Origin of the sequence: Winogradskyella sp., from assembly GCF_028282165.1 — a bacterium.
GTDB lineage: Bacteria > Bacteroidota > Bacteroidia > Flavobacteriales > Flavobacteriaceae > Winogradskyella.
Genome location: NZ_JANQIM010000001.1, coordinates 21,518 through 43,770 on the forward strand (window position 1 = coordinate 21,518; position 22,253 = coordinate 43,770).

Genomic DNA, 22,253 nt, shown 5'->3' on the forward strand with positions numbered 1-22,253 from the left:
ACATAATAATCATTAAGCCACTGTTAATTAATATGCATCTTCATGTACTTTTGCAACGGCTCTTCCTGAAGGATCGTTCATGTTTTTAAAAGCTTCGTCCCATTCTAGTGCTATCTTTGTACTACAAGCTACACTTGGTTCTTGTGGTACACTTAATGCTGCTGCATCGCTTGGGAAGTGTCCTTCAAAAATTGTTCTATAGTAATACTCTTCTTTATTTTGTGGTGTTTGTATTGGGAAACGGAAATGTGCATTAGCCATTTGCTCATCACTTATTTCTTTTTCTACAATATCCTTTAAGGTATCTATCCAACTGTAGCCTACACCATCACTAAATTGCTCTTTTTGTCTCCATGCTACACTTTTTGGCAACATATCTTCAAATGCTTTACGTACTACCCATTTTTCCATACGCTCACCATTAATCATTTTATCTTGTGGGTTAATGCGCATAGCAACATCCATAAATGCCTTATCCAAAAATGGCACACGGCCTTCGATTCCCCAAGCCGCTAAACTTTTGTTAGCTCTAAGGCAATCGTACATATGTAATTTACTTAGCTTACGAACGGTTTCTTCATGAAACTCCTTCGCATTTGGTGCTTTGTGAAAGTATAAATATCCTCCAAACAACTCGTCTGCGCCTTCACCTGATAACACCATTTTAATTCCCATAGATTTAATAACACGTGCCATAAGATACATTGGTGTACTAGCCCTCACTGTTGTGATGTCGTACGTCTCTAATTGATATATAACATCTTTAACAGCATCCAAGCCTTCTTGAATGGTGAATTTAATTTCATGGTGAACAGTACCAATATGATCTGCTACTTTTTTAGCTGCAGCTAAATCTGGTGAACCTTCTAAACCTACTGAAAAACTATGCAATTGTGGCCACCAAGCCTGTTCTTTGTCGTCAGCTTCTATACGTCGTTGTGAATATTTTTTGGCTATTGCCGAAGTTACTGAAGAATCCAATCCACCCGATAATAAGACACCATAAGGCACATCACTCATTAACTGTCTGTGTACCGCATCCTCTAAAGCTTGTCTCACCTCAGCAATACTGGTTTCATTGCCTTTTACAGCATCATAGGCTTCCCAATCACGTTTGTACCACTGTACCAATTCAGCATCTTTACTACTCAGGTAATGCCCTGGAGGAAACAATTCGATCTTTGTACAGACACCTTCTAAAGCTTTTAACTCTGAAGCCACATAGAATGTTCCGTACTTATCCCAGCCCATATATAGTGGAATAATGCCCATATGGTCCCTGGCAATGAAATATTCGTCTTTTTCCGCATCATAAATAGCAAAGCCAAAAATACCATTCATATCATCTATAAAGTCATGCCCTTTTGCTTTGTATAGTGCTAAAATCACCTCACAATCGCTTTCGGTTTGAAACTTATAATCTGGAAATTGGGCACGTAATTCTCTATGGTTATAAATTTCACCGTTTGCAGCAAGAATCAATTTCTTATCTTCACTAAATAAAGGCTGTTTACCAGAAGCCGGGTCTACAATCGCTAAACGTTCATGGGCCAATATGGCCTTATCGTCACTATAAATTCCGCTCCAGTCTGGACCACGATGGCGAATGGTTTTTGCCATTTCCAAGACTTGAGGTCTTAGTTCTTCAGATTTTTGTTTTATATCGAACGCACATACTATTCCGCACATAACTTTTGTTTTTATTATTAATTATGAGACAAATATTAGACTAAACTTTCATTTATTAAATATAAATAGCCATATTGATAATAAATTAATACTTTAATGATGAAATTTTATAAATTTCAATAGACAAATTAGCTAAATTGACAGTTTAACTTTTAATCTGTAAACTTTAATATTTCTTTTCGACTGTTTTGTTTGTTAATAGATACTTTTAATTAAAATAAAATCTTATCGTTTTATTATGAAAACAACACAACTAATCACAACCATTGCTTTTGCATTCATGATGCTATTATCTTTTAATGCAGAAGCCCAAAAATTTAAAGACTTAGACAAAAGTCCTATGGACGCAGCTTCCTTTCCGAGCGATTACAAAGTTTCTGATAAATTAATCAAAATTGTGTATAGCAGACCTCAATTAAAAGGCAGAGATGTAAGTAAGCTAGCCAAACCAGGTAAAGTTTGGAGACTTGGAGCCAATGAAGCTGCTGAATTGCACGTTTACACTGATATGAAACTTGGAGGGAAATCCATTAAAAAAGGTACTTACACTGTGTATGCCATTCCTGGAGATAAAGAATGGACAGTGATCGTTAGTACCGATCTTAATGTTTGGGGAAGCTATTTTTATAATGAAGCTAATGATGTGGCAAGAATTACAGTTCCTGTAACAGAAGGAGACGAATCTTTGGAAGCATTTTCTATTGCGTTTGAAAAATCAGATAATGGCGTACACATGCATATGGGCTGGGGAAAAATCAGAGTTGCCGTGCCATTTACCAAATAAGAAATTTGTTCATATTGAAAAGGCCTTGATTTCTCAAGGCTTTTTTATTAGGGTATATTCAAATATTTATGCGTCTGGAGCGAAACTTTCCATTTGGGGTTGGCCATTACATACTCTACAATAAGCGGCATCACTTTTTCACGTTTACTCCATTCTGGCTGCAGATATAAAATACAATCCTTATTCACTTTAGAAGCCTGTTCTTCTGCAAATCTAAAATCATCTTTATTATAGATGATGCATTTTAGCTCATGGGCTTCGTCATAGATTTCTTCCTTGGGCAATTTTACCTTTTTTGGTGACAGGCAAATCCAATCCCATTGGCCTGTTAACTTATATGCTCCAGAAGTTTCAATGTGCGTTTGCACTTCTTTTGCCTTTAACTGTTCGGTTAATGGACCCATATCCCAAGTCAATGGCTCACCTCCCGTAACAACAATAGTATTACTGTACTTCACAGCATTGGCCACAATCTTTTGAGTCTCGGTTGGTGGATGTAATTCTGCTATCCAACTCTCTTTAACGTCGCACCAATGGCAACCAACATCACAACCACCAATTCTCACAAAATAGGCTGCAGTCCCTTTATGATAGCCCTCTCCTTGAATGGTATAAAACTCTTCCATTAAAGGCAGTAAATATCCTTTATCTATTAACTCTTGTCGCTCTCTTCTTGTCATAGTCGGCAAAGATATTAATAAGTTTATAGTTTTTAGTCTCAGTTTGAAGTTCTTTGCAATCTCATTATGCTTCCTAAAACTAGGAATGTGGTGACTGCCAACTATTTCGCAGCGATAACATCGATCTCAATACTCGCTCCACCAGCTAAACCAGCGGCAGCATAAGTTGTACGCGCTGGTTTTTTTGTGAAATAAGTCGTGTAAACCGAATTAAAAGCTTTAAAATCGTTGATGTCTTTGAGAATTACAGTGCACTTCACTACATTGTCTAAAGAAAGATGATGATGTTCTAAGACAGCCTTAATATTTTCAATAACTTGCTTTGTTTCATCTCCAATACCACCAGATACGAGCTCTCCTTTTTTATGGTCTTTTCCTATTTGACCTGTTAAAAACAAAAAGTCAGCAGTTTCAACGGCATCACTAAAAGGCACATTGGCTCTACTTGGTTCGTGTGATTCATGGAATATAATTTCCGATTTTGAATTATCACAAGATTGAAAACTTACTAAAACCAATAGGCACAAGATTGAAAATAGAGACTTCATATACTAAGGTTTAAACTAGACTAGATAATCGAGATTTGAATATAGTAAATTAACTCCGAATTTTTAAGGCTTAGCATCATAAGCCTCTTAAGTTTTCTTCGAGGTAGTTTACCAAAATTACATTATTTTTATGCAAATTTTCCGATTAATGACGAATTCTGATAAATTCATAAAAGACATAGCAGAAGGCAATACATTTAAAGGCGACTATATCAGTTTAGGTGCTGCAATGCTTGATGGTGAAACCAAGACCAATGCCTACGTCAATGTGCCATTAAAGACCATGAATCGTCATGGTTTAATTGCAGGTGCGACCGGAACAGGGAAAACAAAAACTTTACAGGTATTAGCAGAAAACCTATCGGAAAAAGGAGTACCTGTGTTGCTTATGGATATTAAGGGTGATTTAAGCGGTTTGGCAAAAGCTAGCCCAGGACATCCCAAAATTGATGAGCGTCACGAAAAAATAGGCCTTCCTTTTGAACCTAAATCCTTTCCTGTTGAGATTTTAACACTCTCTGAACAAGATGGCGTAAGATTACGTGCTACGATTAGCGAGTTTGGGCCAGTTCTTATTTCTAGAATTTTAGGTGTTACCGAAACACAAGCTGGAATCATTTCAGTGATTTTTAAATATTGCGACGATAATAAATTACCTCTTTTAGACCTCAAAGATTTCAAGAAAATGCTGCAGTATGCAACAAGTGAAGGCAAAAAGGAATTTGAGGAAGCTTATGGTAGAATTTCTACAGCATCGACTGGAGCGATTTTAAGAAAACTTATTGAAATAGAGCAACAAGGTGGTGACCTCTTCTTTGGAGAAACCTCATTTGACACCCAGGATTTACTTCGAATCGATGAAAATGGTAGAGGTTATATCAATATTATCAGACTGACTGATATTCAGGATAAACCCAAGTTGTTTTCGACCTTCATGCTGAGTTTATTGGCTGAAATCTATTCTACCTTTCCCGAGCAAGGTGATAGTGGCAGACCAGAACTTATTATGTTTATAGACGAGGCGCACTTGATTTTCAATGAAGCTTCAGATGCTCTTTTAAATCAGATTGAAAGCATTGTTAAGCTCATCCGAAGTAAAGGTGTTGGTCTATATTTTGTTACCCAAAATCCAACTGATGTTCCAGAAGCGGTTTTAGGTCAATTGGGATTAAAAGTGCAGCATGCACTGAGAGCATTTACTGCAAAGGATAGAAAAGCTATAAAGCTAACCGCTCAAAACTATCCTGATACAGAATACTACGACACGGCAGAAGTTTTAACATCCTTAGGTATTGGTGAAGCTTTGGTCTCTGCGTTAGATGAAAAAGGTAAGCCTACTCCCCTTGCCGCTACAATGATGCGTGCTCCTATGAGCCGCATGGACATTTTGACCGAAGCTGAACTTAGTAGTTTGTTGGCACAATCGCAATTAGCAAAAAAATATAATAAGGAGATAGATCGCGAAAGTGCTTACGAAATGCTAAATGAAAAAATAAAACAGGCAGAAGCTGAGGAAGCTAAACGCAAAGCTAAAGAAGAGCAAGAAGCACTTAAAAGAGCCGAAAGTAAAAGGAAATCCAGTTCTAGCAGAAGACGTAGCAAGCGACAAAATCCTATCGTTAAAGTGTTATCTAGCCCTACAGTTATAAGAAGTGTATTGGGAATCTTAACGAAGATGCTTAAATAATTAACCCTAAATCTAAGTAATGAAGAATTTTTTATTTGTGCTCATAATCTGTGCTATACTCTTATCAAGCTGTGCAAAAGATAAAGCACCAGATCCTTTTTTAATTGAAAAACATCATATAGGTTTATTGACAGATTCCACTAAGGTTAAGGATTTAAACGCAGTTTTCATCAATGATTCTGTGGTAAGATATATCGCAGGCGACGAATTTGCAGGTTCTGTTAATACGATTGAAATTTTTGAAAAAGGTGGAAAAAAACTTTTGGACCTATCGCCTGAAGAGGCTTTAGATTCGACATCTGTTATCTCGAGCGTACGAATTATAGATGAGCGTTATAAAACTGAAAAGAACATTTCTAAACTCAGCACGTTTAAGGATATAAAAGAAGCGTATAAAATTTCAAAAATCGATAATCTAATTAATTCCATAGTTGTATCGGTAAACGAAATTAATGCATCATTCACCATAGATAAAAAAGAATTACCTGCTAGCCTAAGATTTGATATGGACATGAGCATAGACCCCATTCAAATACCCGAAAAAGCAAAGATTAAATTCTTTATGATTCATTGGTAAGCCTACGCCAAGGCTTCGGCTCACAAAGTATAAGCCAAGTCTTCAGTTTACAAAGTATACGCCAAAGCTATGGTTCACTGGTTTTAGCCAAGGCTTCGACCTAAATGGTCACATCTTAAACACCTTTAAGTTAAATTGAAAATTATATGAAAGAAGAAAAAAAATACACATTACAAACGTCACCATTTATTGTACCTACAGATGATGGTAAAGTTATAAAAGAACATTTCGGTTTGGCCAGTGATGGCAATTCTCAAGTAAGTATTGCGCACATGATTGCACCTCCTGGCTGGAGCGAACCCTTTCAGACTCCAGAATTCGATGAATACACATTTATCATTAAAGGAAAAAAACAGTTCATCATTGGAGACGAGACATTAGTCCTCGAAGCAGGACAATCCATAAAAGTAAATAAACATACAAGATTGCAATACTCTAACCCATTTACAGAACCTTGCGAATATATTGCCATTTGCTTACCAGCATTTTCAATAGATTCGGTACATAGAGAAAACACATAGTATGAGTAGTTTTGTAATAAAATCAATAGGTAGTGCATTAAATGCTACGAGTTTAATTTCATCTAAATACGCCTCAAAAAAGGCTTTAAATTTATTTGCTTCACCTCGCAAAGGTCGATATACCGAAGCGCAACGAAAAGTTGTAAGTTCAGCTTTATTCGAAGAAGTTACTTATAATGGAACTACGATTGCAACTTATCGTTGGAATGGCAAAGGAAAAACCATTTTATTAACTCATGGATGGGAAAGTAATGCTTCACGATGGAATTACATTTTAAAGGATTTAAAAGCACAGGATTATAATATCATCGCTTTAGATGGACCGGCGCATGGACGATCTGGGGGAAAACTATTTAATGCCGTTTTGTACTCCGAATTTATCAATGTTATTGCAAAAAAATTTCAACCCGATGTGATTATTGGTCACTCTGTTGGTGGCATGGCTAGTGTTTTCTTTATGCATAACTATCCGTTAGATTCAGTTAAAAAAATGGTACTACTTGGCGCACCAGCACATTTTACAGGCGTCTTTTCAAGGTATAAATCCTTAATGGGTTATAATAAGCGCATTTCTAATGGCCTCGATAACATTGTACTAGAGCGATTTGGCAAGCCTGTAGATTACTTTTCTGCTGCTAACTTTACAAAATCCATAAAGGCAAAAGGCTTAATTATTCACGATAAAAATGACAAGGTAATTCCATACGAAGATGCTTTGCTATTTGCTAATCGTTATAAAAACTCTGAATTAATTAGCACTAGCGGTTTTGGGCATGGCTTAAAAGATGCGTCATTAACACCTAAAATTATTGAGTTTATTGATAGATAATCTTTATAGTACCTTTATTATATTATGTCAAACCATCTCATACGTCTTAACAAGTACCTCAGCGAAGTTGGTTATTGTTCTCGTCGTGAAGCCGATCGCTTAATCGATGCTGGTCGCGTAACCATAAATGATGTTATACCAGAAATGGGAACCAAAGTAGCATCAGGTGATGTAGTAAAAGTTGATGGTGAAATTATTGGTGGGCGTAAAAAAGACTTTGTTTACCTCGCTTTTAATAAACCTGTAGGGATTGTTTGCACTACGGATACTCGTGTTGAAAAAGATAATATTATTGACTTTATCAACTACCCAAAACGCATTTTTCCTATAGGTCGTTTGGACAAGCCAAGCGAGGGACTCATCCTTTTAACGGATGATGGTGATATTGTTAACAAGATTCTTCGTGCCAGCAACAATCATGAAAAAGAGTATGTGGTTACCGTAGATAAGCCTATTTCGCAAACTTTTATTGAGCGAATGGCCGGAGGGATTTATATTGAAGAGCTAAAGCAACGCACCAAAAAATGTGAGGTTAAAAAAATAGATAAATACACCTTTAGTATTATTCTTACCCAGGGCTTGAATCGTCAGATACGCCGTATGTGTGAGTATTTGAATTATGAAGTACAAACGCTTAAGCGCATTAGAATTATGAATATAAAGCTCGATATACCTGTTGGGCAATATCGCGAACTTACCAATGAAGAGTTTATAACCTTGAGTGAACTCATCAGTGACTCAAAAAAAACGTTCCAACCCAATAGACAACCTAGAAATCGAAAAAACTAATTTTAATATGTCTTTATCACCTTTTCATCTAGCCATTCCTGTTCACAATATCGAAGATTGTAGGGATTTTTACACCAATACCTTAAACTTTGAAGAAGGACGAAGTAGTGACCATTGGGTAGATTACAACTTTTTTGGACATCAACTAGTCATTCATTATAAACCGAAAAAAGAAGAGCTACATACCAACCTTGTAGATGGTAAAGATGTTCCTGTTCCTCACTTTGGTGTGGTCTTACCGTGGGATACATTCCAAGAATTTGCAGACCTTTTAAAATCTAAAGGCATAGCCTTTATCATTGACCCTTACATACGATTTGAAGGTCAGGTAGGTGAACAAGCGACCATGTTTTTTAAAGATCCTTCAGGTAATGCTTTGGAGTTTAAAGCTTTTAAGGATTTGAGCCAATTATTTGCAAAATGAACTAACTTCTTCTATTTTTTCTATGTTGTTCTCTTGCTAAAAGTGTATTTTTCAGAAGCATAGCAATAGTCATTGGCCCTACACCTCCAGGAACTGGAGTTATATAACTTGCTTTTTTACTACACTTTTCAAAATCGACGTCACCAGTAATATAATACCCCTTTTCTGAGTCATCGGGAACACGTGTAATACCAACATCAATGATTACAGCATCATCTTTTACCATTTCTGCCTTTAGGAAATTTGGAATACCCAAGGCTGAAATAATAATATCTGCTTGAGATGTAATCTGTGTGATATTTTTGGTATGGCTATGCGTCAATGTCACTGTAGAATTTCCAGGAAATCCTTTGCGCCCCATAAGTATACTCATAGGCCGACCTACAATGTGCGAACGACCAATAATAACAGTATGCTTACCATCCGTTTCTACGCCGTAGCGATCTAGTAACTCAAGAATACCGAATGGTGTTGCTGGAATAAATGTTGACATATCCAAGGCCATTTTTCCAAAATTTGTCGGATGAAATCCATCTACATCTTTGTCTGGATTTACGGCCATTAACACCTTACGCGTATTAATTTGAGGTGGTAACGGCAATTGAATAATAAAGCCGTCAATATCATCATTGCTATTAAGTTCTTCAATCTTATCTAGCAGTTCAATCTCACTTGTGGTATTTGACATGCGTATCATAGTAGACTCAAATCCAACACGCTCACAAGCTCTCACTTTACTTCCGACATAAGTTAAACTTGCACCATCGTTACCAACAATGACTGCTGCAAGATGCGGCACTTTTTCACCATTGGCCTTCATTTTGTCAACTTCAACCTTTATCTCATCCTTAATGTCCTTGCTTGTTTTTCTTCCGTCTAGTATAGTCATGTTTTATTAGTTTTCAGTCGCAGTCGAGACCTTTTTTATATATTAATAATTATGTGACCTCTCGCAGACGCTCGAGGTGACAATAATTTAAGTATCTTATCTAGGCATATTCTTCATCATCTGCATCATACGCTTTCCGCCGCCACCTTGCATCATTTTCATCATTTTGCTCATTTGGGTAAATTGCTTTAATAGTTGATTTACCTCTTGTACAGAAGTACCAGAACCCTTCCCAATACGTTTTTTACGACTAGCATTGATTATGGATGGGTTGGCACGCTCGGCTGGTGTCATAGAATGTATTATGGCTTCAATACCCTTAAAGGCATCATCATCAATATCAACACCTTTCATCATCTTTCCCGCTCCAGGGATCATTCCGATCAGATCCTTCATGTTACCCATTTTTTTGATTTGCTGAATCTGTTTTAAGAAATCATCAAATCCAAACTGGTTTTTTGCAATTTTCTTTTGGAGTTTTCGCGCTTCTTCTTCATCAAATTGCTCTTGGGCACGCTCTACTAGGGACACCACATCTCCCATTCCCAAAATACGGTCGGCCATACGTGAAGGATAGAAGACATCAATTGCTTCCATCTTCTCCCCTGTACCTATAAACTTGATGGGCTTATTGACTACCGATTTAATAGAAATCGCGGCACCACCTCTAGTATCACCATCTAACTTGGTAAGAATGACACCATCAAAGTTTAAAATATCATTAAAGGCTTTAGCTGTATTCACAGCATCCTGACCTGTCATAGAATCTACAACAAACAAGGTTTCTTGCGGTTGAATAGCTTTATGGATGTTAGATATCTCAGTCATCATGGCCTCATCAACTGCCAAACGCCCAGCAGTATCTATAATCACTACATTATGACCATTGGCTTTTGCATGTGCTATACCAGCTTGAGCTATAGCAACCGGATCACTGTTTCCTTTATCACTATAGACCTCAACATTGATTTGATCTCCCACCACATGAAGCTGATCGATCGCAGCAGGACGATATACATCACAGGCTACTAGTAAAGGTTTTTTGGTTTTCTTGTTTTTGAGATAATTAGCAAGTTTACCAGAGAAGGTAGTTTTACCAGACCCTTGCAAACCAGACATTAAGATGACACTCGGATTTCCTGAAAGGTTAATCCCTTCAGCATCTCCTCCCATAAGCTCGGTCAACTCATCCTTAACGATTTTGACCATTAACTGGCCCGGTTGTAATGTGGTCAATACATTTTGACCTAATGCTTTTTCCTTGACTTTATTGGTAAATTCCTTGGCAATCTTAAAATTAACATCGGCATCTAAAAGCGCACGTCTTACCTCTTTTAAGGTTTCGGCAACATTAACTTCTGTAATGCTCCCATGCCCTTTAAGAACGTGTAACGCTTTATCTAACTTTTCACTTAAATTATTAAACATAATCTTTATCTCTTTTGAAGTTGCAAATTTAAGAATTTACAAGAGATAAACGAATGGCATATCTATAATTCTATAAGGCTATATTTAAGAATACTGTAAACATCCCACTCTAGATCAGGATTGGTTCAACTTACACTATGGGATACATCCTACTGACTTCTAAATATTGAGCTGTACTAAAAAGAAAAGAGCCGCCTAGCGGTTGGCAACCCTCTTCATCAACTTAAACTTACTAAAATTACTAGCTAACTTAGTGGTACTTTTTATTAATCACAGTCTTTCTCTAAGACTAAAATATCTTCTCCCCTATGCAGCTCCAACCTATTGTCTTCACATTCTACAACCAACCATTCACCTGTTATCTCTTGGATGTTTGGTCCTGCTACATTTGTAAAAGTCACAATAACGCCATCTTCTGATTGCGATGTAGTCCACAAGGCATCAATAGTTTGAGTATCTGTATATATTACAACAATATTGTTGGCATCTTCAAAATCAAAATTCCATTCCATTAGATTATCGCTTCCGTTATAATTAACTGCATTCCATATACAATCTAATAAATATGCATCTACTTCTTGTTCTGTACACCCACTGTTGTAATTACAGTCCTCAACAATTAATTCATGAGTAAATATTTCATAAATACTCGAATCTCCTGCTAGAGCAACTCTTGAATATATTAATTGAGGATTAGAGATATTAGTGTAAGGACTTATTAGTGCATTGGTTTCATTTTCTGCATCACCTAAGGTTATGTAGAAGTTATATTCTACATCATCATTTGGGCAATTCGAAAAAATAAGATTCAAATCGAAAATCCCAAAACCATCTTCAATACCATCATCTTCATCACAGACAACAAGACTATAATTATCAAAACATTCAAAATAATCACACTCATCTGTAATTAAATACACTGTAAAGATTTCAAAATTTCCACTTTCTGCTTCTATTCTAAGATAAACTTCGCCTGCTTCCGACCAATAGGATTCTGTTTCTACAATGGCATTTACATTTGCTTCTGCATCTGCCTCGGTAACATGGAAAGATGCACTAAAGTTGTATGGGCAATCTATTAAACCAATCGTATTGGCACTTAAATTAAATTCTGCAAGATTGTTTGGTCCTAAGCATTCTACAAGTTCAAAATCGTAAAAGCAATCAAAAACTTCGTCTTCTTCACCATTGTCACAATCTGACTCTAGTTCCATAGTAATAAAACCATTATCAGTCTCTTTTATAAATTCCAACTCATCATCTTCGTCGCACTCATCTAATAACCACAGGCCATTAGCTATGGTAAAGGTTTGCAATCCCTCAATTATTAGTTTATACCCTAAATCAGTTTCTTGCAGTTCCCAATCTCCATCGTCAACTACTGTTGGATCTCCTGTAACCACGATTGATCCAGATGAACTAAACTCAAATTGAAGTGTATCGGATAAATTGTCATCCGCATCATATATTTCTACTTCAAAAGCACATTCCAATAACAGTGCTTCGAGTACTTCAATATCGATGTCGCAAATATCATCCTCATCGCAATCATCTTCTGCAGCTTCTATAGCATTTGCTAGTTCTTGGTTAGAATTGACCTGTACAGTTTCTCCATTAGGGTATACTAATGTTACTGGGTAATTTAAGCTTACTATTAGTGCATTTTCATCATCTTCCAAGTCATCCAAAAAGTCATACAATGCTTCGTCACTTTCTATTGTAATAGTGTCGATAATACTAAACTGGGAATTAAAGACAGAAAATGAAATCGGATAAACAAAATCCACACACTCAATAATATCTTCATCATCGTCTTCGTCTAAATAACATTCCTCTACCAAATTTTCAAGTTGTTCCTCATTCTCAATAACGATTTCTGTATAGTCACTAAAAACTATAGTAATAGGAAAGATGAAGTCAAAAAAGTCATCTTCGCTTTCGAATTCCTCAAACAATTCTTCCAACGCTTCAATGTCCTCTAATGTTTCAATAACAATAGTGGTATCGCCTGCTATGATAGTAACGGGCAACTCTACAGAGAAGCAACTGGCTCCATCCAAAATATCATCATAGGCTCCGTAATTGGCCGTGACATTAGCCATGAATGAAGCCAATTGGGAGTTGGGTTGGATGATTTCTTGTTCATCCGTTTCAACAATACCTACTTCTTCATCTTGACAGGCAGAAAATGTTAAAAGGGCAAAAAAAGTATATAGTAATAACTGATTGATTTTCATTTTCATAACACTTGGAGCTTTGCAATTTTTATTATACAACAATCTTAGATTTATTTCCCCTACCCTCAGCTTAAAAAATTTATTTATACTTTGTGCAGCGAAAGTTATGGGCCGACCTTTACAAGATCATATTTGCGAAGAGCATTTGTTTGAGCGTTTGTATAAAAAACACTCACAAAACCTTCATGATTTTCTCTATTATAAATTTGGTGATCATTTAAACCCTAAAGATAAGGTACAAGATGCCTTTATAAAGCTATGGCAAAACTGTGGAAAGGTTTCTCCCGATAAAGCAAAAAGTTTCTTGTTTACTACTGCAAACAATTTGATGCTTAATGCAGTGGCTCATCAAAAAGTGGTTCTGAAATATGAGAAACTCCCTCAAAAAAAGTCTACGAACGAATCGCCTGAGTTTGTATTACAAGAAAAAGAATATCATAAAAAGTTACAGAGCGCCCTCGCTAATTTAACCGAAGCACAACGTGTCGCATTTTTAATGAATCGTATTGAAGGAAAACGGTTTAAGGAAATTGCCGCAATTTTGGATATATCCATAAAAGCGGTTGAAAAACGAATTTATGGTGCATTAAAAAAATTACGAGAAGATATCGACGGATTATAAAAGGCCACAAATTATGACCTACAGCTTTAGTAAGGGTAGGAATTTTTATCAATTAACTGTTATATAGGTGAAATAACATTATGAACAGAGAGGAACTCATAAAAAAATGGTTAGACAATAACCTAAATGCTGAAGAATTAAAAGCCTTTGAGCAGCTAGAGGATTACAAGAGTTTAATCCTGATAGATAATGCCTTAAAGTCTTTTAAATCTCCTGATTTTGCTGTTGACAGTCATTATGAGCATCTAAAATCAAAACTTAAGCCTAAGAAAGCTAAAGTTAATTGGTATAAACCTCTATTAAGAATAGCAGCTATTTTAGCCCTTTGTTTCAGTGTATATTACTACACTACGACTTTAGATACTAAAGTCAATACCCAAATTGCAACACAAACTAATGTAGAACTGCCAGATCATTCTTCGGTTGTCCTTAACGCTAATTCTTCAATAGCTTTTAATAAAAGCAAATGGACCAAAAACCGAGAAGTAAAACTAAATGGAGAAGCATTTTTTAAAGTCGCTAAAGGCCAAAAATTTGATGTTATAACAGAGAGTGCAGTTATTAGTGTTTTGGGCACTCAATTTAATGTAAAAGAACGTCATAACTATTTTGAAGTTACCTGTTTTGAGGGATTGGTAGGTGTAAAAGTGAACGGAGACGTCGTAAAATTAAATCCTAAACAAAGTATTAAAATAATCGATGGGAAGTTACTTGCTAATGAAAAAGAAATCGCTGCGCAACCATCTTGGTTGCGTGGTGAAAGTAACTTTAAAAACACCCCTTTAAAACACGTTATTACCGAACTTGAAAATTACTATGATATAAAAGTTACAGTTGATAAAGCAGATGCATTACGATTGTTCAGTGGAAGTATTACACACAAAAATCTAGATTTAGCATTGCAATCTGTTACAATACCTTTAAATTTAAGCTATAGTAAGTCCGGAACTTCTATTGTGTTGAAGCGTGAATAAACATTTACTACGTGTAATCTTATTTTTTTCAATAGTTGCCTCTTTTAGTTTAGCTCATAGCCAAAATGAGGAACCCATACCGCTTGTTCAAGTTCTTGAACAACTAGAAAAACGATATGATATTAAGTTCTCTTACGAGGCTAAAACTATTGATAACATATCAGTACCTCCTCTAAACCCTAAACTCTCTCTAGAACAAGCACTAAACGAATTAAGTTATTTAACGTCACTAAACTTCAAAATATTAGATAGCAGATTTATTGCCATAGTACCAAAGAACAACTCGGTTCAGCGTCTAGAGGAGGTCGTTGTGAACAACTATTTAACTAAAGGTATTTCAAAAACAAACAATGGTGCAATAGAGGTTGATGCTAATGCATTCGATATTCTTCCAGGTTTAATTGAACCTGATGTATTGCATATCTTGCAGAATTTACCTGGAATTATTAGTGTTGACGAGCGCATCTCAAATATAAACGTTAGAGGTGGCACCAATGATCAAAACCTTATTCTTTATGAAGGTATTAGAATGTATCAATCTGGTCATTTCTTTGGATTAATTTCCGCATTCAATCCTTATTTATCGGAAGAAGTAAGAATCTCAAAGAACGGTACTAGTGCGCTTTATGGAAACGGTGTTTCCAGCACGATTACCATTAAAAACTTAGATGAAATTGACAATAACTTTAGTGCTGGACTAGGCTCTAATCTTCTTAACGCAGATGGTTTTGCAAAAATTCCTTTGAATAAAAAGATGGAGTTACAATTATCTGCAAGACGTTCATTTACGGATATTTTGGTTTCTACTACTTACGATGCGTATTTTGACCGTATTTTTAGAGATTCTGAACTAAATACCTCTAATGATGTAAATACAGTTCTTGCTTTAGATGAGCGCTTTTTGTTTTATGATATTAATGCTAAGTTTTTGTACAATATCGATGCTACTTCAAAACTTCGTGTTAGTATGCTCAACATTTACAACAATCTCGATTACAATCAGATATTCTTAGATTCTGGAGATAATTTTCAAGAAACTAGAAACGCCTTAAATCAAGTAAGCTATGGTGCTAGTGCAACATATTCTAAAACATTTAAAGATAACATAAATACATCTGCTCAATTCTATTATTCCAATTATGATCTAGACGCTCAAAATAGTGACATCACTAATAACCAACTTCTCATCCAAGAGAACAAAGTAGAGGATTATGGATTACGTTTGGATATATCAAAAACTATAGACAATAATACCGAGCTTAGAGGAGGTTATCAGTTCAATGAGGTCGCTGTTACAAATTTTGAAGATGTCACCAATCCTAATTTCACTAGTCTAGTAAAAGAAATCATTAGAACTCATGCCTTTTTTGGAGAGACCGAACGTTATTCAAAATCACGCAATACTTATATTCGCTTGGGTGCTCGAATCAGCTATTTTGAAAAATTAAAAGAGCTCGTTATAGAACCTAGATTTGCCTTCAACCAAAAAATATCTGATGCTTTTCGGCTCGAAATTCTAGGCGAACTAAAAAACCAATCCATTACTCAGATTATAGATCTACAGCAAGACTTCTTTGGTATTGAAAAACGGCGATGGCAACTCTCTAATTTAGAGGATGTACCGCTGGTTAGAAGTCAACAAATTTCATTGGGCATTAGCTACAATCAGAACAATTTGTTGATTTCCCTTGAAGGCTATTATAAAAATGTCGATGACATTACAGCGCAAAGTCAAGGTTTTCAAAATCAATTTCAGTTTGCAAATGATATTGGCTCGTACACCGTTACTGGTTTGGATTTTCTTGTTAACAAACGCTTCAACGACTTTAGTGCTTGGTTAAGTTATACCTTAAGTGAGAATGATTATACGTTCGATACAATTAATGGCAGTAGTGCCTTTCCAAATACAGTAGACATCACTCATGTCGCTAATACTTCTTTAACCTATAGTCTCAATAATTTTAAAATCGGTCTAGGGATTAACTGGCATTCTGGCCGTGCTTATACAACGCCTGCAGAAAATCAAATCGACAACAATACTTTCATAGAATACAACAGTCCCAATGGCGAAAGATTACCAGACTATTTTAGAACTGACCTCTCTGCCATATATAAATTCAACTTGTCTAAAGGCATTAAAGCTGAAGCTGGTGCTTCGATATGGAATCTTTTTAACAGGTCTAACGTTATCAATCGCTATTATACATTTGATTCGGACGATAACATCGTGGAAATTGACAATAGATCACTAAAATTCACTCCAAATCTAAGCTTTAGGGTAAATTTCTAAGCTAATCTTTAAATGCTTAAATTTAAGCACTAAACTTTCTTTCTATGACAGAACAAGAATTTTATAAACTAAGGTTTCCAATAGGCGAATTCGAAAAGCCCAAAACCATTACCCAAGAACACCTTAATGAATGGATAGCCTCAATAGAATCATTGCCTAACCGCATTGCGTCTGTAACAGAACATCTAAGTGATATAGAATTAAACTTTAGGTATAGGCCTAAAGGTTGGACTATTAGACAAGTTGTGCATCATTGTGCCGATAGTCATATGAACAGTATTATACGATTTAAGCTAGCATTAACTGAAAGTAGACCAACAATAAGACCCTATTTTGAAGACCGCTTTGCCAAACTCATTGACTATTCAGAACCTATCGATACACCTATCTCTATTCTAAAAGGCGTACACAAAAAGCTTGGGGTTTTACTCAAAAGTTTTTCTGAATTGGATTTAAAACGAGAATTTATTCATCCAGAATACGGTAAGACTTACTCCTTAGAAGAAACCATTGGTGTATATGCCTGGCATAGCAACCATCATTTTGCCCACATAGAACAAGCCCTATATCATAAGGGAAAATTTAATTGAGCTATAATCAAAAGAAATCATAAATTCTGACATTACATAAAAACGAAAAGCCCAAAATATTTTTGGGCTTTTTTATTAATCATTCTCTATCAAATGGGTTTAAGGCTTACCATTAGCAGTTTCCCTTTTTTCTCTTTGTTTTTGTTTTTCTATATTCTTTTTAATCTTTTCAATAGCAGACTCAATAGATTTATCCGGTTCAATTAGATTATACTCACCCCAAAAATCTGGATCTGAAAACCCAGAAATAGCATCAGTAATAATTACAGAAGGCCTTAGCTTTTCCTTATTTCTAATTTTACGGTCAGAAATGTTTATTTCCCAATCGGTAACCGCCATTTCGCTAGACAAGCTATATACTTTGTTGAACCATTGCCGTTTCTTATTGACCTTAAATCTTAAGTATAAGTTTGAATAACTATAATACCATTTATCACCCTTCTGTTTATAATCAACCTTATAACTGGCTTCTAAAGGATAAACAACCACACTACTAGGTTTTTTCTTTACCAATAGATTTTTACTCTTGTTTTTATTGCTCAAATCCAACGTATAATCAGCACTGACCAAAGCCAGGGATTCTACATCTACAAATAGTTGTCCATTATAACCGTAATTAAGAGCTTCATTTTTTGGTGTAAAATTAACAACATACACGCTTCTATTATTGATTGTTGACGGCGAAGCAAATGAAAAGCTGTAATTAGGAATAGTCTCATCGGTGAATATATACTCTGGGTATTTCATAATATCTAAATATATAGTAGAGAATGGACCTCCTTGAAGTTTTACAGAAACGGTATCTAAACGCTTATAATCTGTACTTTTTCTCGCCTTATTAAGTTTTATGGCATCTGGTACTGATGAGTTATTTGGGTATTTCATTACATTAACTACAGCTTCGGTTAATGATACATTTCTGTTACGGCGTTTAATAGTTTCCCTGTAAAACGCTGTCATATAAACCGACTCGTTTTGATGACTTTCATTCTTACTTTTGAATACTTTTCGCACCAGACTTTCTGCATCCTTAAACGCAGTAAGATTAACCGCAGCCAGCTCTGTCACAGCCTGGTACAATTCTATAACGTTATTCTCTTTGGATAATTCTGAAAGCGGTATAACACGTGTATTATAGCCTAACAGAGTAACAACTACTTTTGAATCTAAGAAATCATTTGGAACTTTTAGCAAAAACTCACCCTCAGAGTTGGTAATTGTACTAATGTTAGTTTCATTAATATTGAGGTTAACAGCTTCTAGAATCTTATTAGATTTGCCATCAACAACTTTTCCACTATACTCAGTAAAGCTTTCCTGAGCATTTAATGTAAAGTTCACCAACAAAACCGCAATTAATACGTTGGTAAAAGATTTAAAAAAATTAAGTGTTTTCATCTGATCAATTTTTATCGTTCTAAGTAAGCCAGATGTATTTCGCCAATAATAATGAAGTGAGTATCAACGATACTTTTTTGGCTTAGCTATAGCATAATTATTTAACAATTAATCAACTACTAAGATACGGAAAAAACACGGGAAGCTTCTAGGCCATAGTGTTAAAAATAGTATAATACAGTAGCACTATCGATAGACCTACATGCGTTTTGGTACGTCAATACCCAAAACACTGAACGCATTTTTAATGGTTTGCCCAACAGTTTTTGAAAGCGCTACCCTAAAGACTTTTTCTTCTTCTCTATCTGCACCAAGAATGGATACATTTTGGTAAAATGAATTGAAATCTTTAACCAAATCATATGTATAATTAGCAATTAATGCTGGACTGTAATGTTCTGCGGCATTTTGAACAACCTCGGGAAATTGTTCTAACTGCTTTAATAATTGTTTTTCTTTCTCGTGAAGAGGCACGCCAGCAGCTACTCTTACCTCATCTTCCTTAGCTCCAGCTTTTCTTAAAATCGATTGAATCCTAGCATAAGTATACTGAATAAAAGGTCCTGTATTTCCTTGAAAGTCTATAGACTCTTTAGGATCGAATAAAATCCGTTTTTTAGGATCTACTTTTAAGATGTAATACTTTAAAGCACCTAGGCCAATGGTTTTATATAGTGCCTTTTTATCCGCTTCAGAATACTCATCTAACTTTCCCAATTCCTTGGAAATCTCTTCAGCAGTGTCTGCCATTTCATTTATAAGGTCATCAGCATCAACCACAGTACCTTCTCTACTCTTCATTTTCCCGCTTGGTAAATCTACCATACCATAACTGAGGTGATACAAGTTCTCTGCCCAATCAAAACCTAGCTTCTTCAAGATCAAGAATAAAACTTTAAAGTGATAATCTTGTTCATTACCAACCGTGTACACCATGCCACCAACATCTGGATAATCTTTAATCCTTTGTATAGCAGTACCAATATCCTGTGTCATGTACACTGCTGTACCGTCAGCTCTTAGTACAATTTTTTCATCAAGGCCATCTTCGGTTAAATCGCACCAAACCGAACCATCTCCTTTCTTATGGAAAACACCAGTTTTTAGACCTTGAGCTATAAATTCCTTGCCCAACAAATAGGTTTGGCTTTCGTAGTAATATTCATCAAAATCAACGCCTATGGCTTTATACGTTTCTTCAAAACCATCATAGACCCAACCGTTCATTTTTTCCCAAAGGGCAACGACCTCATCATCGCCAGCTTCCCATTTTCGGAGCATCTCTTGAGCTTCAAGTAAAATGGGCACTTCCTTTTTTGCTTCTTCATCTTGTAGACCCTGAGACATCAAGTCAGAAACTTCTTTCTTATAAGCTTTATCAAATTCCACATAGTAATTCCCAACCAGCTTATCACCTTTTAAACCTGTAGATTCTGGTGTTTCTCCATTACCAAATCGTTGCCAAGCCAGCATACTTTTACAAATATGAATACCCCTATCGTTGATAATTTGAGTCTTATAAACCTTTTTTCCTGAAGCCTTTAAAATCTCGGCAACCGAATAGCCCAACAATACATTTCTCACATGCCCTAAATGCAAAGGTTTGTTGGTATTTGGTGAAGAATATTCAACCATGATGGCTTTTTCATCCTTGTCCTCAATAAAACCATAGTTTTGGTTGTCTTTTATTGAATTAAAAAAATCTAAATAGTAAGTATTATCAATTTCAATATTCAGAAAGCCTTTGACTACATTGAAATCCTTAACCAAAGTGACATTATCCTGTAAATACTTTCCTATTTGCTCCCCAATAACAGCAGGATTACCTTTAACTACACGCAACATCGGGAATACAACTACAGTAATATCTCCTGCAAACTCCTTGCGAGTAGCTTGAAATTCCACAGATTCCAATTCTGATTGAAACAAGGCTTTTACAGCAGCCTTTACATGTACTTCTAAAGTATCCTGAAGCTTCATATTTTAGTTGTGCTTGTCTTTAAACGCCTGCAAAGATAGCAGTTTTATTAAGATTCTAGCTACTTTCAACACTATAATGAAGTTCTATTTTATTAAAAATATGATTAAATTTGAATTGGTGATATTCGAATAATAAATTATTGAGAATTAAGAATTGAATGCCTAATGAAACTACTAAAACTTGTCTTTTTAATTCTTTTTGTTTCCTGTTCAGCCAATGATGATTCTAATAATGATTCCAACAATGGTGCTGGCGATTCAAGCACCTTATATAAAGGCATGGATTTATCCTTTCAGAGCGAATTGGAAGATTATAATATTGATTACAAAGATGCAGACGGAAATTCTGTAGAGTTGTTAGATTTTGTACAATCAAAAGGCACTAATCTTGTAAGATTAAAACTTTGGCACACACCACAAAACGGTGAAAATGGTTTAACCGACGTAAGAGCTTATGCTCAGAAAATAAAATCCAGAAACATGGATTTTCTGCTGAATTTCCATTACAGTGACTTTTGGGCAGATCCTGGAAGTCAGACACCACCACAAGCTTGGCAGAACATGACGTTTGACCAAATACGAGTTGCTATTTACGAATACACCAAGGATGTCGTAACGCAATTGAAAGCACAAAATACTTTACCAGAAATTATTCAAATCGGTAACGAAACCAACAGCGGTTTTCTATGGGATTATGGAAGAGTTTGGGATGATTTTAACGATAATTGGCCAAACTATGCAACCTTGGTTTCAGAAGCTATTAGAGCCATAAAAGAGGTGGATACAGAAAATAATATTCGTATTATGCTTCATCATTCTGATGTTGAACGTGCTATCTTCTTTTTTAATGAACTAGAACCTTTTAATCTCGATTTTGATATCATTGGTCTATCTTATTACCCTCAATTCCACACTAAAGATTTAAACCTAGTAACTTCAAAATTAAACGAGTTGGCCAACACCTTCAATAAAGACATTTTAATGGTTGAAGTGGCTTATCCCTTTACATTACAATGGAATGATAACCAGACCAACTTCATAGGCAGTTTAGATCAGATTTTAACTGAGTTTTCTCCTACACCTCAAGGTCAAAAGGCTTATTTTGAATGGCTTATAGAAACCATAAAAAATATACCTAACGATCACGGCATTGGTTTCTGCTATTGGGCACCAGACTGGGTCGCTTTTGAAGGCAATGAAACAACTTCGACCGATGGAACCTCTTGGGAAAATCAATGTTTATTTGATTTTGAGCTCAAAGCTCTACCTGCTTTAGATATATTTAATCATAACTAACTGATTATCATTATCTTAAAT

20 protein-coding genes are annotated in these 22,253 nt (G+C 35.6%); 12 read left to right on the forward strand and 8 right to left on the reverse strand.

Annotated features, from left to right (window positions below; all coding sequences use genetic code 11):
• Window positions 1-27 precede the first annotated feature (27 nt).
• A complete protein-coding gene (asnB, locus tag Q0972_RS00085; protein ID WP_299361026.1) occupies window positions 28-1,689 on the reverse strand; it encodes an asparagine synthase B in 1,662 nt (553 codons plus the stop codon).
• 238 nt (window positions 1,690-1,927) lie between these two features.
• Between asnB and Q0972_RS00090 the strand changes: the two genes are divergently transcribed.
• Window positions 1,928-2,473 (forward strand): DUF2911 domain-containing protein, encoded by a 546-nt coding sequence (locus tag Q0972_RS00090; RefSeq protein WP_299361029.1) that lies wholly within the window; start codon window positions 1,928-1,930, stop codon window positions 2,471-2,473.
• A gap of 47 nt (window positions 2,474-2,520) precedes the next feature.
• Here Q0972_RS00090 and Q0972_RS00095 read toward each other — a convergent pair whose 3' ends face one another.
• Complete coding sequence (locus tag Q0972_RS00095; RefSeq protein WP_299361031.1) at window positions 2,521-3,153, reverse strand: 7-carboxy-7-deazaguanine synthase QueE; 633 nt, start codon at window positions 3,151-3,153, stop codon at window positions 2,521-2,523.
• Between the two features lie 101 nt (window positions 3,154-3,254).
• Window positions 3,255-3,701 (reverse strand): Rid family detoxifying hydrolase, encoded by a 447-nt coding sequence (locus Q0972_RS00100; protein WP_299361033.1) that lies wholly within the window; start codon window positions 3,699-3,701, stop codon window positions 3,255-3,257.
• A gap of 148 nt (window positions 3,702-3,849) precedes the next feature.
• On the opposite strand from Q0972_RS00100, the gene Q0972_RS00105 reads away from it, so the two are divergent.
• The 6 genes from Q0972_RS00105 to Q0972_RS00130 all read left to right on the forward strand — a co-directional run bounded on the left by Q0972_RS00105 (window position 3,850) and on the right by Q0972_RS00130 (window position 8,528).
• A complete protein-coding gene (locus tag Q0972_RS00105) occupies window positions 3,850-5,388 on the forward strand; it encodes a helicase HerA-like domain-containing protein (RefSeq protein ID WP_299361036.1) in 1,539 nt (512 codons plus the stop codon).
• A 19-nt stretch (window positions 5,389-5,407) separates the two neighbouring features.
• Window positions 5,408-5,965, forward strand: a complete 558-nt coding sequence (locus Q0972_RS00110; protein ID WP_299361039.1) for a hypothetical protein — start codon at window positions 5,408-5,410, stop codon at window positions 5,963-5,965.
• 146 nt (window positions 5,966-6,111) lie between these two features.
• On the forward strand, window positions 6,112-6,486 hold the full coding sequence (locus Q0972_RS00115; RefSeq protein WP_299361042.1) for a cupin domain-containing protein: 375 nt from the start codon (window positions 6,112-6,114) through the stop codon (window positions 6,484-6,486).
• A 1-nt stretch (window position 6,487) separates the two neighbouring features.
• Window positions 6,488-7,315 (forward strand): alpha/beta hydrolase, encoded by an 828-nt coding sequence (locus Q0972_RS00120; protein ID WP_299361045.1) that lies wholly within the window; start codon window positions 6,488-6,490, stop codon window positions 7,313-7,315.
• A gap of 24 nt (window positions 7,316-7,339) precedes the next feature.
• A complete protein-coding gene (gene rluF, locus Q0972_RS00125; protein ID WP_299361048.1) occupies window positions 7,340-8,104 on the forward strand; it encodes a 23S rRNA pseudouridine(2604) synthase RluF in 765 nt (254 codons plus the stop codon).
• A 7-nt stretch (window positions 8,105-8,111) separates the two neighbouring features.
• A complete protein-coding gene (locus Q0972_RS00130) occupies window positions 8,112-8,528 on the forward strand; it encodes a VOC family protein (protein ID WP_299361050.1) in 417 nt (138 codons plus the stop codon).
• A 1-nt stretch (window position 8,529) separates the two neighbouring features.
• Here the strand turns inward: Q0972_RS00130 and Q0972_RS00135 are convergent, their stop codons facing one another.
• The 3 genes from Q0972_RS00135 to Q0972_RS00145 all read right to left on the reverse strand — a co-directional run bounded on the left by Q0972_RS00135 (window position 8,530) and on the right by Q0972_RS00145 (window position 13,088).
• Window positions 8,530-9,417 (reverse strand): bifunctional 5,10-methylenetetrahydrofolate dehydrogenase/5,10-methenyltetrahydrofolate cyclohydrolase, encoded by an 888-nt coding sequence (locus Q0972_RS00135; RefSeq protein ID WP_299361053.1) that lies wholly within the window; start codon window positions 9,415-9,417, stop codon window positions 8,530-8,532.
• Window positions 9,418-9,513: 96 nt separating this feature from the next.
• Entirely contained in the window at window positions 9,514-10,845 is a 1,332-nt protein-coding gene (gene ffh / locus Q0972_RS00140) for a signal recognition particle protein (protein WP_299361056.1), read from the reverse strand.
• Window positions 10,846-11,111: 266 nt separating this feature from the next.
• Entirely contained in the window at window positions 11,112-13,088 is a 1,977-nt protein-coding gene (locus Q0972_RS00145; RefSeq protein WP_299361058.1) for a hypothetical protein, read from the reverse strand.
• 100 nt (window positions 13,089-13,188) lie between these two features.
• Here Q0972_RS00145 and Q0972_RS00150 point away from each other — a divergent pair, with 100 nt between their 5' ends.
• The 4 genes from Q0972_RS00150 (at window position 13,189) to Q0972_RS00165 (ending at window position 17,558) form a co-directional block, all read left to right on the forward strand.
• Window positions 13,189-13,704, forward strand: coding sequence for a sigma-70 family RNA polymerase sigma factor (locus Q0972_RS00150; RefSeq protein WP_299361197.1), 516 nt, complete (start codon window positions 13,189-13,191; stop codon window positions 13,702-13,704).
• A gap of 80 nt (window positions 13,705-13,784) precedes the next feature.
• Complete coding sequence (locus tag Q0972_RS00155) at window positions 13,785-14,678, forward strand: FecR family protein (RefSeq protein ID WP_299361061.1); 894 nt, start codon at window positions 13,785-13,787, stop codon at window positions 14,676-14,678.
• The gene (locus Q0972_RS00160) at window positions 14,671-16,968 is read left to right on the forward strand and encodes a TonB-dependent receptor (protein WP_299361063.1); all 2,298 of its coding nucleotides are present in this window, start codon (window positions 14,671-14,673) and stop codon (window positions 16,966-16,968) included. The genes Q0972_RS00155 and Q0972_RS00160 overlap by 8 nt, the downstream gene beginning before the upstream one ends.
• A gap of 44 nt (window positions 16,969-17,012) precedes the next feature.
• Window positions 17,013-17,558, forward strand: coding sequence for a YfiT family bacillithiol transferase (locus Q0972_RS00165; RefSeq protein WP_299361066.1), 546 nt, complete (start codon window positions 17,013-17,015; stop codon window positions 17,556-17,558).
• Between the two features lie 99 nt (window positions 17,559-17,657).
• On the opposite strand, the gene Q0972_RS00170 is transcribed toward Q0972_RS00165, so the two are convergent.
• Window positions 17,658-18,956, reverse strand: coding sequence for a carboxypeptidase-like regulatory domain-containing protein (locus tag Q0972_RS00170; RefSeq protein ID WP_299361068.1), 1,299 nt, complete (start codon window positions 18,954-18,956; stop codon window positions 17,658-17,660).
• Window positions 18,957-19,154: 198 nt separating this feature from the next.
• Window positions 19,155-20,936 carry an arginine--tRNA ligase gene (gene argS, locus Q0972_RS00175; RefSeq protein ID WP_299361070.1) on the reverse strand — a complete coding sequence of 594 codons (1,782 nt, stop codon included), beginning with the start codon at window positions 20,934-20,936 and terminating at the stop codon, window positions 19,155-19,157.
• A 165-nt stretch (window positions 20,937-21,101) separates the two neighbouring features.
• Here argS and Q0972_RS00180 point away from each other — a divergent pair, with 165 nt between their 5' ends.
• Complete coding sequence (locus Q0972_RS00180; RefSeq protein WP_299361073.1) at window positions 21,102-22,232, forward strand: glycosyl hydrolase 53 family protein; 1,131 nt, start codon at window positions 21,102-21,104, stop codon at window positions 22,230-22,232.
• Window positions 22,233-22,253 lie beyond the last annotated feature (21 nt).

Excerpts from the sequence above, each read along its gene's own strand:
- asnB (WP_299361026.1), bottom strand. The coding sequence starts at position 1,689 with ATGTGCGGAATAGTATGTGCGTTCGATATAAAACAAAAATCTGAAGAA.
- Q0972_RS00090 (WP_299361029.1), top strand. The coding sequence starts at position 1,928 with ATGAAAACAACACAACTAATCACAACCATTGCTTTTGCATTCATGATG.
- Q0972_RS00095 (WP_299361031.1), bottom strand. The coding sequence starts at position 3,153 with ATGACAAGAAGAGAGCGACAAGAGTTAATAGATAAAGGATATTTACTG.
- Q0972_RS00100 (WP_299361033.1), bottom strand. The coding sequence starts at position 3,701 with ATGAAGTCTCTATTTTCAATCTTGTGCCTATTGGTTTTAGTAAGTTTT.
- Q0972_RS00105 (WP_299361036.1), top strand. The coding sequence starts at position 3,850 with ATGACGAATTCTGATAAATTCATAAAAGACATAGCAGAAGGCAATACA.
- Q0972_RS00110 (WP_299361039.1), top strand. The coding sequence starts at position 5,408 with ATGAAGAATTTTTTATTTGTGCTCATAATCTGTGCTATACTCTTATCA.
- Q0972_RS00115 (WP_299361042.1), top strand. The coding sequence starts at position 6,112 with ATGAAAGAAGAAAAAAAATACACATTACAAACGTCACCATTTATTGTA.
- Q0972_RS00120 (WP_299361045.1), top strand. The coding sequence starts at position 6,488 with ATGAGTAGTTTTGTAATAAAATCAATAGGTAGTGCATTAAATGCTACG.
- rluF (WP_299361048.1), top strand. The coding sequence starts at position 7,340 with ATGTCAAACCATCTCATACGTCTTAACAAGTACCTCAGCGAAGTTGGT.
- Q0972_RS00130 (WP_299361050.1), top strand. The coding sequence starts at position 8,112 with ATGTCTTTATCACCTTTTCATCTAGCCATTCCTGTTCACAATATCGAA.
- Q0972_RS00135 (WP_299361053.1), bottom strand. The coding sequence starts at position 9,417 with ATGACTATACTAGACGGAAGAAAAACAAGCAAGGACATTAAGGATGAG.
- ffh (WP_299361056.1), bottom strand. The coding sequence starts at position 10,845 with ATGTTTAATAATTTAAGTGAAAAGTTAGATAAAGCGTTACACGTTCTT.
- Q0972_RS00145 (WP_299361058.1), bottom strand. The coding sequence starts at position 13,088 with ATGAAAATGAAAATCAATCAGTTATTACTATATACTTTTTTTGCCCTT.
- Q0972_RS00150 (WP_299361197.1), top strand. The coding sequence starts at position 13,189 with ATGGGCCGACCTTTACAAGATCATATTTGCGAAGAGCATTTGTTTGAG.
- Q0972_RS00155 (WP_299361061.1), top strand. The coding sequence starts at position 13,785 with ATGAACAGAGAGGAACTCATAAAAAAATGGTTAGACAATAACCTAAAT.
- Q0972_RS00165 (WP_299361066.1), top strand. The coding sequence starts at position 17,013 with ATGACAGAACAAGAATTTTATAAACTAAGGTTTCCAATAGGCGAATTC.
- Q0972_RS00170 (WP_299361068.1), bottom strand. The coding sequence starts at position 18,956 with ATGAAAACACTTAATTTTTTTAAATCTTTTACCAACGTATTAATTGCG.
- argS (WP_299361070.1), bottom strand. The coding sequence starts at position 20,936 with ATGAAGCTTCAGGATACTTTAGAAGTACATGTAAAGGCTGCTGTAAAA.
- Q0972_RS00180 (WP_299361073.1), top strand. The coding sequence starts at position 21,102 with ATGAAACTACTAAAACTTGTCTTTTTAATTCTTTTTGTTTCCTGTTCA.